Annotated in this window: 8 protein-coding genes; 6 read left to right on the forward strand and 2 right to left on the reverse strand. The window is 73.4% G+C overall.

All coding sequences use genetic code 11. From position 1 onward, the window contains the following. Positions 1-3: 3 nt before the first annotated feature. Together K7787_RS11520 and K7787_RS11525 are read right to left on the reverse strand one after the other, a co-directional pair. Positions 4-1,614 (reverse strand): NADH-quinone oxidoreductase subunit NuoF family protein, encoded by a 1,611-nt coding sequence (locus K7787_RS11520; protein ID WP_019982333.1) that lies wholly within the window; start codon positions 1,612-1,614, stop codon positions 4-6. Further along, positions 1,611-2,894 carry a ferric reductase-like transmembrane domain-containing protein gene (locus K7787_RS11525; protein WP_223001344.1) on the reverse strand — a complete coding sequence of 428 codons (1,284 nt, stop codon included), beginning with the start codon at positions 2,892-2,894 and terminating at the stop codon, positions 1,611-1,613. Before K7787_RS11525 ends, K7787_RS11520 begins: the two co-directional genes overlap by 4 nt. 440 nt (positions 2,895-3,334) lie before the next feature. Between K7787_RS11525 and leuS the strand changes: the two genes are divergently transcribed. From leuS to K7787_RS11555, 6 genes are all read left to right on the forward strand, one after another. Continuing rightward, positions 3,335-6,217, forward strand: coding sequence for a leucine--tRNA ligase (gene leuS, locus K7787_RS11530; RefSeq protein WP_019982331.1), 2,883 nt, complete (start codon positions 3,335-3,337; stop codon positions 6,215-6,217). A gap of 381 nt (positions 6,218-6,598) precedes the next feature. After that, positions 6,599-7,381 carry a hypothetical protein gene (locus K7787_RS11535; RefSeq protein ID WP_223001345.1) on the forward strand — a complete coding sequence of 261 codons (783 nt, stop codon included), beginning with the start codon at positions 6,599-6,601 and terminating at the stop codon, positions 7,379-7,381. Positions 7,382-7,452: 71 nt separating this feature from the next. Continuing rightward, positions 7,453-8,298: a DegV family protein gene (locus tag K7787_RS11540; RefSeq protein ID WP_009188561.1), complete on the forward strand. Its 846-nt coding sequence runs from the start codon at positions 7,453-7,455 to the stop codon at positions 8,296-8,298. Positions 8,299-8,911: 613 nt separating this feature from the next. Beyond that, positions 8,912-9,706: a ComEA family DNA-binding protein gene (locus K7787_RS32420; protein ID WP_372456636.1), complete on the forward strand. Its 795-nt coding sequence runs from the start codon at positions 8,912-8,914 to the stop codon at positions 9,704-9,706. Further along, positions 9,703-12,270, forward strand: coding sequence for a ComEC/Rec2 family competence protein (locus K7787_RS11550; RefSeq protein WP_247720787.1), 2,568 nt, complete (start codon positions 9,703-9,705; stop codon positions 12,268-12,270). The genes K7787_RS32420 and K7787_RS11550 overlap by 4 nt, the downstream gene beginning before the upstream one ends. 65 nt (positions 12,271-12,335) lie before the next feature. Further along, the gene (locus K7787_RS11555; protein ID WP_197073760.1) at positions 12,336-13,586 is read left to right on the forward strand and encodes a helix-turn-helix transcriptional regulator; all 1,251 of its coding nucleotides are present in this window, start codon (positions 12,336-12,338) and stop codon (positions 13,584-13,586) included. The last annotated feature ends 277 nt before the right edge of the window (positions 13,587-13,863 follow it).

The raw sequence follows: 13,863 nt of genomic DNA on the forward strand, positions 1-13,863 counted from the left end.
ACGTCAGCGGCCGAGGGCCCGCCGGCCCCGCCCCTGGGAGAGGACCGGCAGGTTCCGGGCCGGCGCCTGCGCGCGGGTGTCCTCCTCCAGGCGCAGCGCCAGCGCGGGGCAGCGGCGCACGGCGCGCAGCGCCTTGGCCTCGGCGTAGCGCGGCACCTGCGCCTGCGCGACGGTCGGGAAGCCGTCGGCGCCCAGTTCGAAGACCTCCGGGAGGATGTCCGCGCACAGGCCGTGGCCTCGGCACAGCGTCCAGTCGACGTAGATCTTCTGGCGGCTCGGGCCGGTCTCCTCGGCCTCGCCGCCGCCCGGGATGCCCGTGGGCGCCCTGCCCCCCTCGAAGAGCGGCAGCACGCCCTCCACGGGGCGTCCGCAGCCGTTGCCGAGGACATGGGCGGCCAGGTCGTCGGTGAACGCCTTGACGGTCGACTCCAGGAACATCGCCGAGCCGTCCGGGTGCGAGCACGCGCCGCGCCGCTTGACGTTCCGGGCGACCTGCTTGAGCGCCTCCAGGGCGGCCGGACCGCCGCCGTTCAGGATGTCCTCCATGCCGCGCGCGGCGGCCGGCAGGCCGAGGTAGCAGGGGCCGCACTGGCCCGCGCTCTCCTCCGCCAGCCACTTGGCGACCTGGAGCGACTCGCCCAGCGGGCAGGTGTTCTGGCTGATCGGCAGGATCGCCCCGGCGCCGAGCGAACCGCCCACCGCGTCCAGCGAGTTGCGCGAGACGATCGCCTCGTCGACGGTCGCCGCGTCGATCCACTTGCCGTGGTAGCCGCCGGTCAGCACGCCCTGCGGCACCGGCGGCGCGCCGGCCAGCTGCAGGACGTAGCGCAGCGGCACGCCCGTGGGGACCTCGATCACCATGGGGCGGGCGACGGCGCCGGAGACCGTGAGCATCACGGTGCCCGGCTCGTCGTACAGGCCGGTGTTGCCGTAGCGCTCGGGGCCGATGCGGGCGGCGATGGCCAGCTGTGCGAACGTCTCCGCGTTGGACAGCAGGGTGGGCGCGCCGCCCACGCCGGTCTGCGAGGCGCTGACCTTGCGGCCCGGCGGGATGGCGGGGCCGCCGTCGATGGAGCGGATCAGCGAGGCGGCGGCGCCGGTGACCATGCGCACCGGATTGCGCTGCACGCGCGCGCGTAGCGCCGATCGGCGGCCGTTGCTGAGGCCGCGCTCGGCGAGGGCGGCCTCCATGGAGCGCTGGGTGGACTCCCGGGTGACCCCCACCACGAGCGTGCGGGCGCCCAGGGCCTCGGCGCACAGCAGGGCGCCGTCCAGGATGAGGTGCGGGGCACGGTTGATGAGCACCGTGTCCTTGCGGCAGGCCGGTTCGTCCTCGCTGCCGTTGACGACGACGACCGGCCGTACGCCGCGCTTGATCGCCGATTCGGCGACCGAGCGCAGCTTCTTGTGGAAGGGGAAGCCCGCGCCGCCGCGGCCCCTGAGGTTGATGGCCTCGGCGAGCTGTGCGAGCTGCTCGCCGCCCAGCGGTTCGAGCGGCCCGTGCACCTTGAGGTGCATGGGCAGATCGAGTCGTTCGACAAGGTCGAAGCCCGACGTGAGCTGAGGAAGGCCGACGACGCGGACTTCCGGGACGTCGGGCAGGGCCTCGTTCACCTATGGCCTCCGGAAGGCATGTTCCAGGGTTCGCCCGGACCCGGCGCGTCGAAGGAGGCGCCGGGGGGTGGTTCAGTGGCGGGACCGCTCGTGTACGTGTCTGTGGAGTTGTACGCGCCGTACAGCGGGTTCGTCTCACCGGTGTCGTACACGTCACGTCCGCCGTAGGCGGCCGCGCCCGGATTGTTGTAGGCGGGGATGGTGTGTCCCGTGTCGGTCAGGGGGTCGTAGGCCGACGGAGGAGCCTCGCCGACGGGCGGCGGGGACGGCACGGGCCAGCCGCCCGCCGGGCCGCCGGGGCTCTCCACGCGCGGCATCTGCTCCGTGGCCCGCAGGTCGTACGGCGTGCCGGGGTACGCCGTACGGTCCGGCTGCGGGGTCGAGACGGCCCGGTAGGCGGCCGCGAATCCGGCGGCGGGCTCCGCTGCGGCCGGGGCGCCGTAGGCCGGCGACGCGGCGGGCGGCACGCGCGGCAGGGGACCGGTGCCGGCGGCGCGGGAGGGGCGGCCCTCCGCCGCGCTCTCGTAGCCCGGCAGCGTGGACCGGTCCGCCCGGGCGCGGCTCGCGTCCAGGTCGTCGAGCTCGGGGCGGTCGCCGCCGCCGAGGAGGTTCACCAGCCGGTCGGCGATCCTGCGCTTGACCGGGCGCGGCGCCGCGCGCAGCGCCAGCGCGCCCATGACGCCGAGCAGGGACAGGCTGTAGAGGATCACGAAGACCGGCTTGGCCTGGCGGCCCGCGTACAGGCCGTGGACCAGGGCCGCGCACCAGGCGGGATAGGCCAGCATGTGCATGGCCCGCCAGCGGGCGGCGACCGGCGCGGGGGTGGCGAAGTTGCTGCGCAGCGCGCCGGTGATGCCCACGAAGACCATCAGCAGCCCGGCCAGGGAGCCGAGGCCGATCAGGCCGGCGCTGCCGGTGACGCCGAGGGAGAACGGGATGACCGCGGCGATCACCTGGGTGTGGTCCAGGGCGATCTTGGTGGTGATGTGCAGCAGCAGGAAGGCGATCGAGGCGACCGCGGTGGTGCGGTGCACGGCCTGGCCGACGATCCGCTGGCGGGTGTTGAGGAAGATGCGGTCCTGGGCGACCAGGCCCCAGATCACCGAGCAGCTGAGGGAGACCAGGGAGAGGACGCCCGCGCCGAAGTTCAGGAACTCGCGGAACTGGCTTCCTCCCACCAGTACGGCCACGGGTATCAGGAGCAGGACGACAGCGGACGCCACCCCGTAGGCCGAGCGGCCCGGTTTGGGAAGCGAGCTGTTACTGCGACGACGGTTCATGGGGGCGACTCCGAGCGGTTCGGGTGAGCGGTCCCGAGAGGACGAACTCTAAGCGGCTCCAAACCGGTCAGTACGCGGTTTGAGTTATTGCCTTGTTATCTACGTGGCGGAGGGGCTTTCCGTTGTCCTCATAGGGATCGTTACGCCCGGTAATCTTTGAACTTCGTTCAGCTTTTCCGGTCCTCCACAACCGGATCACCGCCCTCCCGGGTGGTCCGGCGTGGTCCGGCGAAGCTCCGTCGCGGCGCGCTCGACGGCTGCGGTACCCTGACGCCATGCGTGCCGTACGCCTTCTGCTTAGCGAGCCGCGCTGATCAGTCCCGACCGCCGACGATGCGGGTGGTCGGAATCGGCGCGGCGTCCCCTCCTGTGCGAGGGGATTTTTCGTTTCCGAAAGTCGCAGCCGTCGGCAGAGTCGATCTGATGGAGCTTTGAGGATCATGAGCGAGACGAACCCCGCCACCACCGCCGCCGCGTCGGCGGAGGCGGCGCCGCACCGCTACACGGCCGCGACGGCGGCCGAGATCGAGGCACGCTGGCAGGACTTCTGGGACGCCGACGGGACGTACGCCGCGCCGAACCCCAAGGGCGACCTGGCCGGCGACCCCGCGGTGGTGGCCCGCCCCAAGAAGTTCATCATGGACATGTTCCCGTACCCCTCCGGTGCGGGCCTGCACGTCGGCCACCCCCTGGGCTACATCGCCACCGATGTATACGCCCGGTTCCAGCGGATGACCGGCCACAACGTCCTGCACACCCTGGGCTTCGACGCCTTCGGCCTGCCCGCCGAGCAGTACGCCGTGCAGACCGGCACGCACCCGCGCGTGTCCACCGAGGCCAACATGGAGAACATGAAGGCCCAGCTGCGCCGGCTGGGCCTGGGCCACGACAAGCGCCGGTCGTTCGCCACGATCGACCCGGAGTACTACAAGTGGACCCAGTGGATCTTCCTGCAGATCTTCAACTCCTGGTACGACGACAAGGCGAACAAGGCCCGCCCGATCGCCGAGCTGGTCGCGCAGTTCGAGTCCGGTGAGCGCCCCGTGCCCGGGCACACGCGCGCGTGGAGCGAGCTGACCGCCGCCGAGCGCGCCGACGTCCTGGGCGAGTTCCGCCTGGCCTACGCCTCCGACGCGCCCGTCAACTGGTGCCCCGGCCTGGGCACCGTACTGGCCAACGAGGAGGTCACCGCCGACGGCCGCTCCGAGCGCGGCAACTTCCCCGTCTTCAAGGCCAAGCTGCGCCAGTGGAACATGCGCATCACCGCCTACGCCGACCGGCTGCTGGAGGACCTGGAGGAGCTGGACTGGCCCGAGGCCATCAAGCTGCAGCAGCGCAACTGGATCGGCCGCTCCGAGGGCGCCCGCGTCGACTTCCCGATCGACGGCGAGCGCATCACCGTCTTCACCACCCGCCCCGACACCCTGTTCGGCGCCACCTACATGGTGCTGGCGCCCGAGCACCCGCTGGTCGAGAAGTTCACCCCCGAGGCCTGGCCCGAGGGCACCCACGAGGTGTGGACCGGCGGCCACGCCAGCCCCGCCGAGGCCGTCGCCGCCTACCGCGCGCGGGCCGCCTCCAAGTCCGACGTCGAACGCCAGGCCGAGGCCAAGGACAAGACGGGCGTCTTCATCGGCGCGTACGCCACCAACCCGGTCAACGGCGAGCGGATCCCGGTCTTCATCGCCGACTACGTGCTGATGGGCTACGGCACCGGCGCGATCATGGCCGTCCCCGCGGGCGACCAGCGCGACTTCGAGTTCGCGCGCGCCTTCGAACTGCCCATCCGCTGCGTGGTCGAGCCCACCGACGGCCGCGGCACCGACACCTCCACCTGGGAGGACGCCTTCGGGTCGTACGACGCGAAGATCATCAACTCCGCCAACGACCAGGTCTCCCTGGACGGCCTGGGCGTCACCGAGGCCAAGGCGCGGATCACCGAGTGGCTGGAGCGCGCCGGCGTCGGCGAGGGCACCGTCAACTTCCGGCTGCGCGACTGGCTGTTCAGCCGCCAGCGCTACTGGGGCGAGCCCTTCCCGATCGTCTACGACGAGGACGGCATCGCCCACCCGCTGCCCGAGTCGATGCTGCCCCTGGAGCTGCCCGAGGTCGAGGACTACTCGCCGCGCACCTTCGACCCGGACGACGCCGACACCCAGCCCGAGACCCCGCTGTCGCGCAACGAGGACTGGGTCAACGTCACCCTGGACCTGGGCGACGGCCCCAAGAAGTACCGCCGCGAGACCAACACCATGCCCAACTGGGCCGGCTCCTGCTGGTACGAGCTGCGCTACCTGGACCCGCACAACGACCGGCAGCTGGTCGACCCGGAGATCGAGCAGTACTGGATGGGCCCGCGCGAGGGCCAGCCGCACGGCGGCGTCGACCTGTACGTCGGCGGCGCCGAGCACGCCGTGCTGCACCTGCTGTACGCGCGCTTCTGGTCCAAGGTCCTGTACGACCTGGGGCACGTCTCCTCCGCGGAGCCGTTCCACAAGCTGTTCAACCAGGGCATGATCCAGGCCTACGTCTACCGCGACAGCCGCGGCATCGCGGTGCCCGCCGCCGAGGTCGAGGAGCGCGACGGCGCCTACTACTACCAGGGCGAGAAGGTCTCCCGGCTGCTGGGCAAGATGGGCAAGTCCCTGAAGAACGCCGTCACGCCGGACGAGATCTGCGCCGAGTACGGCGCCGACACGCTGCGCCTGTACGAGATGGCGATGGGCCCGCTGGACGTGTCCCGGCCGTGGGACACGCGCGCGGTGGTGGGCCAGTTCCGGCTGCTGCAGCGGCTGTGGCGCAACATCGTCGACGAGACCACCGGCGAGGTCACCGTCACCGACGCCGAGCCGGACGAGGAGACGCTGCGCGCCCTGCACAAGGCGATCGACGGCGTCCGCCAGGACCTGGAGGGCCTGCGCTTCAACACGGCCATCGCCAAGGTCACCGAGCTGAACAACCACCTGACCAAGGCGGGCGGCCCGGTGCCCCGGTCGGTCGCCGAGCCGCTGGTGCTGATGGTCGCCCCGCTGGCCCCGCACGTCGCCGAGGAGCTGTGGCGCCGCCTGGGCCACACCGACTCGGTCGTCCACCAGGACTTCCCGGTCGCCGACCCGGCCTACGTCGTGGACGAGACGGTGACCTGCGTCGTCCAGATCAAGGGCAAGGTCAAGGCGCGCCTGGAGGTGCCCCCGTCGATCTCCGAGGAGGACCTGGAGAAGACGGCGCTGGCCGACGAGAAGGTCGTCGCGGCGCTGGGCGGGGCGGGCATCCGCAAGGTGATCGTGCGGGCGCCGAAGCTGGTGAACATCGTTCCGGCGTGAGCCCTGTACGACGGCGGAGCGCGTCGCGGGTCGCCGCGCGGTGCGGGTGGTGCGGGCGGTGCGCTTCGCGCGGGGCTCTCGCGCAGGTCTTCGCGCGCGGGCGCGCGGGGCGGTGCCGACGACGGTCGGCATCGCGAAGGGCGGGAACTCTTCGCGCGCGGGCGCGCGGGGCGGTGACCGGGGCGCTGCGCGCGCGGTGCGGCGCGGTGGCGCGAGCGTGCGGGCCGGGGCGGATCGCCGTCCCGGACGACACGTGAGGTGACCGTCTCCGGGTAGTCCCCTACGGGCAGGTTCGGGGTTTTTCGGAACCCAGGGCCTGCCCGCTGCGTTTACCGTTGAAGAGCGGCGCGGCCCGTGCCGCCGAGCCCGAGGAGGAGCGTCGTGGAAGCAGTCGTCGCAGTCTTCGCCCTGCTCTTCCTGCTCTGCCTGGCGTTCGGCGCCTACGCCACGGTCAAAGCGGTCGGCGCGGCCAAGCGCGGTGTGGACCGCACCATCAGCCAGGCCCGCCGCACGGTGGAGGACCACACCCTGCGGGCCAGGTCCCTCGCCCAGCCGGGACCCGCGGGCGAGCTGGCCGAGCTGCGGCTCACCCTGCGCACCTCGATGCGCGCCACCCAGGACGCCCTGTACGCCGGCGCGGCCGAGGACGAGTCCCTCAAGGAGTCCCTCGGCCTGTTCGAGCGCCTCAGCGCGCACGGCCACGAACTCGACGGCGAACTCAAGCGCCTGGAGTCCGAACCGGACCGTGCCACCCTCGCCGCCCGGCTCCCGGACCTGCGCGCCCGCACCCGCCGCATCACCCAGTCCGCCGACTCCCTGCGGTGGGCGGCCCGCGACCGCGCCCGCCGCTTCGCCGACGACGACCTGGACGCGCTGAGCGCGCAGATCGACGTCGAGGCCGGCGCGCTGCGTCACTGGACGAGGGCGGAGCCGCCCGCCGGTACCCCGCAGGAGTCCCCGTCCGCCGGTCACGAATGGCGGGCCGACCCGGGAACCGCGGCCTCGGACCCCGCCCGCTCGGAGGCGGCGGGATCGCACTCGGCGCACCCGGACGCCACCGCCTCGGGCTCCGCAGCGCAGTCCGAGCGCCCCGCCATCACCCCGCCGACCCGCCGCCCCGTCTACTCCTGGAACAAGAAGCCCCGCCCCGAGAGCACCACCTGATCCGGCCACGGAACACCCGGTCAGAGGGGCTGGGCTGCCGTCCGGGCGCTACGGCAGGTAACCTCCAGCTCATGTCCCGCCATGTCGCGATCGTCACCGATTCAACGGCCTACCTGCCGCCGCGGACGATGGAGCGCCACGGCATCACCGCGGTCCCGCTGACCGTCGTCCTCGGCGACCGGGCCCTCGAAGAGGGCACCGAGATCTCCACCCGCTCGCTCGCCCAGGCCCTCCAGAAGCGACGGTCCGTCACCACCTCCCGCCCCAGCCCCCAAGTCTTCGCCGAGACCTACCGCAAGGCCGCGGAGTCCGGCGCGAGCGGCATCGTCTCCCTGCACCTTTCCGCGGAACTGTCCGGCACCTACGACGCCGCGGTGCTCGCCGCCCGCGAAGCCCCCGTGCCGGTACGGGTCGTGGACACCGGCATGGTCGCGATGGCCCTCGGCTTCAGCGCCCTGGCCGCCGCCGAGACCGCCGAGAGCGGCGGCACGATGGACGAGGCGGTGACCGCCGCGGAGAAGCGCGCCGGGAGCACCTCCGCCCACTTCTACGTCGACACGCTCGACTATCTGCGCCGCGGCGGCCGGATCGGCGCCGCGCAGGCCCTGCTCGGCTCCGCCCTCGCCGTGAAGCCGCTGCTCCAGCTCCAGGGCGGCCGTATCGAACTGCTGGAGAAGGTGCGGACGGCGTCCAGGGCGATCGCCCGGCTGGAGGAGATCGCCGCGGAGCGGGCGACCGGGGCCGGCATCGACATCGCCGTCCACCATCTCGCCGCCCCCGAGCGGGCGGCGGCCCTGGCCGACCGGCTCCGGGCCCGGGTGACCGGCCTGGCCGATCTGCATGTGAGCGAGGTCGGAGCGGTGATCGGGGCCCACACCGGTCCGGGGCTGCTGGGGGTCGTGGTCTCGCCGCGGTGACCGGACGCCGCAGCGTGGCCGGGTGGCGCAGCGTGGCCGGGTGTCGCGGCGCGGCCGCCTGGCGCGGCCATAGTGACTCGTGTGGGTGACGGAGTTATCCACAACCAGCCGGTTGTCCCCGGATTTCGACCAAGATCATCGCGAATGCGCCGGTCTGCCCCATGCTCGGCCCATGGCACTTCGATCACGCTCACGCACAGCGACCGCGACCAGCGGGCCGGGACGGGTCCCCGGCTCGGACGGCCGCACCCGCCACCGCCGGCCGCCCGGCGGGCGCGGGGACGGCCGTGGAGCTGAAGGCGCATTCGGCCGCCGGGCCGGGCGCCGGGACGCGGGAGGCCGGCACGCGTCGGCCGAGGATCTGCGCAGACGCGCGCATGTGCTGTTCGCCGAACATCCGGAGGCGGCGGGGGAGTCGGACACCGAGGTGGGGGAGCCGACCGCCGACCGCCCCTGGGCGGGGGCCGCCGGAGAGCACAACCCCGCCCCGGCCGGAGCGGACCACTCGTTCACCCGGGCCGACGAAAACCGTGGCCGAGGTGCCATGACGGACCCGCCCCCGCCGAGGGCGGCACCAGCGACACCAGCGGCACCAGCGGTGTCGACGGCGGCGATGGCATCGGCCGCGCAGGCGCTGCCCGCCTGGCGCGAGCGGGCCGGAGCCGCGCTGCGGGACCGCATGCCGCTGTGGCTGCAGACCCGCTGCGCACTGGAGCGCAGGAACGTGGTCGCCCTCACGGTGGTGCTGGCCGTCGCCGCGGCCGTGGCCCTCCAGCACTTCTGGACGGGCCGCACCGAGACGGTACGGGCGCCCGAGGCCGTCCGCGCCGTGGCCCCGTACCCGAGCCGGGAACCGGGCGGGAGGACAGGAGGGAAGACGGACGGGGAGACCGAGCCGGGAGGCTCCGCATCCCAGCCGTCCACCGGAGCCGCCGGCGGCACGGCCCCGTCCGGCCCGGAGATCGTCGTGGACGTCAGCGGCAAGGTCCGGCGTCCGGGGATCCACCGCCTCCCGGCGGGCTCCCGGGTCGTCGACGCGCTGCGGGCGGCGGGCGGCACCCGGCCCGGCACCGACCTCGGCGGGCTGAACCGGGCGAGGTTCCTGGTGGACGGCGAACAGGTGGTCGTGGGCGGCCCCGCCCTGGCGGCAGGCCCCGCCGTAACGGGAACAGCCGCCGGAGGAGCGTCCGGCTCGGGCGGGGCGGCCGGCCCGGCGGCCCCGGTCTCCCTCAGCACCGCCACGGTCGACCAGTTGGAGACCCTGCCGGGCGTCGGGCCGGTGCTGGCCCAGCACATCGTGGACTACCGCACCCGGCACGGCGGATTCCGCTCGGTGGACCAACTGCGCGAGGTGAACGGCATCGGCGACCGCCGCTTCGCCGACCTCCGACCGCTGGTCAGGCCATGAACGTCCCGCCGACCACCACAGAGGAGCCCCCGACCTCGACCGCCCCGCCCCGTCCCCGCGCGGAGGTGCACGCCGCCTCCGGAAGCCGGCTCGGCGCGGCCCACCCCCGGCAGAAAGGACCGACCGACTTACGACTCGTCCCCCCGGCGCTCGCGGCATGGGCGACGGCGGCCCTGGCGCTGGACGCCCCCGCAGGATGGGTGACGGGCTTCACGGCCGTGTGCCTGACCGCTGCCGCCGCACTCCTGCTCGTCGGCCGAAGGCACCGGAGACGAGGAACCCGCACAGGCGCCTGGGCGCGTACGACCGTGGCCGCCGTGCTGCTCGGCGCGTCGGCGGCCGCCGCGTCCGCGGGACTGCACGGGGCGGACGTACGGCGCGGCCCGGTGCCCGCGCTGGCACGGCAGTTCGCCACCGTGACCGCCGAGGTGGAGCTGACCGCGGACCCCCGGCTCACCCGCCCCCGGGTCAGCGGCGACCACATGGCGCCGGTCTCGGTGCTGATCCAGGCGGAGGTACAGCGCGTCGAAGGTCCGGGCACGACGGGCGCCGCGGTGACCCGCACGCCGGTCCTGATCCTCGTCAACACGAGAACACGCACAGGAGGGAAGGCCGACGCGGAACGAAGCTCACCCTGGCTGGCCCTGCTGCCGTCCACCCGGCTGAGGGTCACGGCACGGCTGTCACCGCCTCTGATGGGCGGTGACGAGATCGCGGCGGTACTGCGGGTCCGGGACCGGGCGGCGCCCGAGGTGATCGGAGAACCGTCCGCCGTCCAGCGACTGGCCGGACGGCTGAGAACCGGACTGCGCACGGCGACCGACGAACTCCCTGCGGACGCGCGGGCGCTGCTGCCGGGGCTGGTGGTCGGAGACACCTCGCGGATCACACCCGAACTGGACGAGGCCTTCGAGGACACGGATCTCGCGCACACCCTGGCGGTCTCCGGGAGCAACCTGACGATCCTGCTGGCCCTGCTCGTCGGCCCGCCCGGTCTGGCCCAGCAGGTCGAGCGCCGCGGCCTGGCCCCGAGACTCGGCCTGACGCTGCGGACCACCGCGCTGGCGGGCGGCGTGCTCACGCTGGGGTTCGTCGTGGTGTGCCGGCCGGACCCGAGTGTGCTGCGGGCCGCGGCCTGCGGAGCCGTCGCCCTGCTGGCCCTGGCGACCGGCCGCCGCAGATCGCTGCTCCCGGCCCTGGCGACGGCCGTCCTGCTGCTGGTGCTCTACGACCCGTGGCTGGCCCGCAGTTACGGCTTCCTGCTGTCGGTGCTGGCGACCGGCGCGCTGCTCACCCTCGCGCCCCGCTGGAGTGAGACGCTGCGACGACGCCGGGTGCCCGCCCGACTGGCGGAGGCGCTGGCCGCGGCCGCCGCTGCGCAGGCGGTGTGCGCACCGGTCATCGTCCTGCTGTCGGCCCGGGTGAGCCTGGTCGCGGTGCCGTGCAACCTGCTGGCGGAGATCGCGGTCGCCCCCGCCACGGTGCTGGGTTTCGCGGCGCTGGTGACGGCGCCGTTCGCCATGCCGGCGGCCAAGGCGCTGGCATGGTGCGCGGGTTGGCCCACCGGGTGGCTGGCGAAGGTGGCCCGCACCGGGGCGTCGCTGCCCGGCGGGGCGGTGGGCTGGCCGGGCGGCTGGACGGGCGCGCTGCTGCTGGCCGTGCTCACGGTGCTCCTCGTCCTGTCGGGCAGACGACTGCTGAAGCACCCCTGGCTGTGCGGGGTCTGCGGGGCGCTGCTCCTGCTGGTCGTGCTGCAACCGCCGCCGCTGACCCGGGTGGTGACGGGGTGGCCGCCGCCGGGCTGGCGGTTCGCGATGTGCGACGTGGGCCAGGGCGACGCGACGGTGCTCGCGGCGGGCCGGGGCGCGGGGGTGGTGGTGGACGCGGGTCCCGACCCGAAACCGGTGGACCGCTGCCTGCGCACCCTGGGCATCACCAGGGTCCCGCTCCTGGTGCTGACCCACTTCCACGCGGACCACGTGGCCGGCCTGCCGGGCGTGCTGAGGGGGCGTTCGGTGGGCGCGATCGAGACGACCGGGTTCGAGGAGCCCGCGGACCAGGCGGAGTTCGTCCACAGGGAGGCGAAGAGGCACGGTGTCCCGCTCATCAGAGCCGTGGCCGGGGAGGAGCGACGGCTCGGTGACCTGACCTGGCGGGTCCTGTGGCCCCCGCCGGCCCCGGCCTCACCTCCGGACGGCCCGAACGACGCGAGCGTCGTCCTGCTGGTCCGGTCGGGCGCCCTGCGCCTGCTGCTCCTGGGCGACCTCGAACCCCCGTCCCAGCAGGCCCTGCTGCACTCGCAGGCCGCGGCGAGCCTGACCCACGTGGACGTCCTGAAGGTCGCCCATCACGGCTCGGCGTATCAGGACCCGGACCTGCTCCACCTGACGGCCCCCCGCCTGGCCCTCATCTCCTGCGGCCCGGACAACCCCTACGGCCACCCCGCCCCCCGCACGGTCACATCCCTGCGCACCCAGGGCGCGGCGGTGCTCCGCACGGACGAGGACGGCCCGATCGCGGTGACGGGAGAGGGCACGGGCCTACGGGCGGTGGTGCGAGAGTGAGGGCATGGAGCCGACCGTGCCCCTACTCTGGCGGTGACGAAGCTGCTAGGAGGGGCAAGGCCGTGATGTCTCAAGACGCTACCCCGGACCCGTACGTGAACTCACTGAAGTTCGGCCAGCGAGTGCAGATCCTCCGGGAGCGGCGCGGGCTGACACAGGCCCAGCTCGCCGACTTCGTCGGGATCTCGCCGCACACCATGAGGAAGATCGAGAACGGCCAGCAGAAGGCGCCCGGCCTCGACATGGTGCTGAGGATCGCCGAGGCGCTGCGGGTCCGTGACCTGGCGGATCTGACGGGCCGCCCTGAGGCGCACGTCGATCTGTTCGTCGGGCCGGGGCATCCCCGGCTGGCCGCGGTGAAGGCCGCCGTCGACTCGTTCGAGCTGGCGCACGCCGTGGAGCCGCCGCGGGTCGGGCACCTGGAAGCCCGACTGCACGCGGCATGGCGGGCCAGGCACCAGGCGCCGAACCACCGCGAGGCCATCGGCAAGCTGCTTCCCGACCTCATCCGCGACGCCCGAGCCCTCGTGCGGCACGCGGAGACGGGCGTGGACCGGCGTGCCGCGCAGTCACTGCTCGCGCAGACCTACTCGCTGTCGCAGTTCTTCATCGCCTACCAGCCGGACAGCTCGCTGCTCTGGCGCGTCGCCGAACGCGGCATGATCGCGGCGCAGGAGAGCGAGGACCCTCACGCGATCGGCGTGGCCGCGTGGCTGCTGGCGCAGGCCCACCGGGACTCGGGCTCCCACCACTTCGACGCGGCGGACGCGGTCAACCGGGAGGCGGTCACCTTCCTGGAACCCCTGCTGCCCGACGCGTCGGACGATGTGCTCGCCATCGCGGGAGCCCTGGAGTTCGAACTCGGATACACCGCGGCCCGCCGACGCGAGACGGGCACGGCCTGGCGGCACTGGGACAGGGCCAACACGATGGCCGAGCGGCTGCCGGGCGACTACTACCATCCGGTCACCTCGTTCTCCCGGGCGGTGATGGGGGCTCACGCCGTCACCGTCGCAGTGGAACTGCACCAGGGCGGCGAGTCCGTCCGCCAGGCCGCACGCGCGGACAAGGCCGTCATCAGGTCCCACCCCAGGCGGGCCAGGCACCGGATCGAAGAAGCCCGCGGTTACCAGCTCGACAACCAGCCGGAAGCGGCCATCGCCTCCCTGCAGAAGGCATTCGAGGCCGCGCCGGAGACGATCCGCTACAACGGCTACGCCAAGACGATCATCCTCGAGGAGATCGAGTCGACGCAGGCCCCACGTCGCCGTCGTGCCGCCGACCTGGCGACCAGGATCGGCATGCTCGCCGCCTGAGCGTAGCGACCGGATCACGGTCGGCGATGCTGTCGCGGTGCTCCTACCGTCGAAGCGTCAGTCCCCGACGAGGTGGTGAGACCTCGTCGGGGTGCCCACGCTGCACAGGAGCGCCGACACGATGAACGGTACTGCCCCCATCGGACCGCCCCCACCCGGTGCCAAGATGACCATCCGGGTCTACACGGTCACCCGTGAGGGGACCGTGAGACCGCCGCGCGCCGTCGTGACCGTCCCGCACGCGCGCGAGGCCGCGCCGCCGGTTCCCCTGGACCGG

This window comes from Streptomyces sennicomposti (assembly GCF_019890635.1).
GTDB lineage: Bacteria > Actinomycetota > Actinomycetes > Streptomycetales > Streptomycetaceae > Streptomyces > Streptomyces sennicomposti.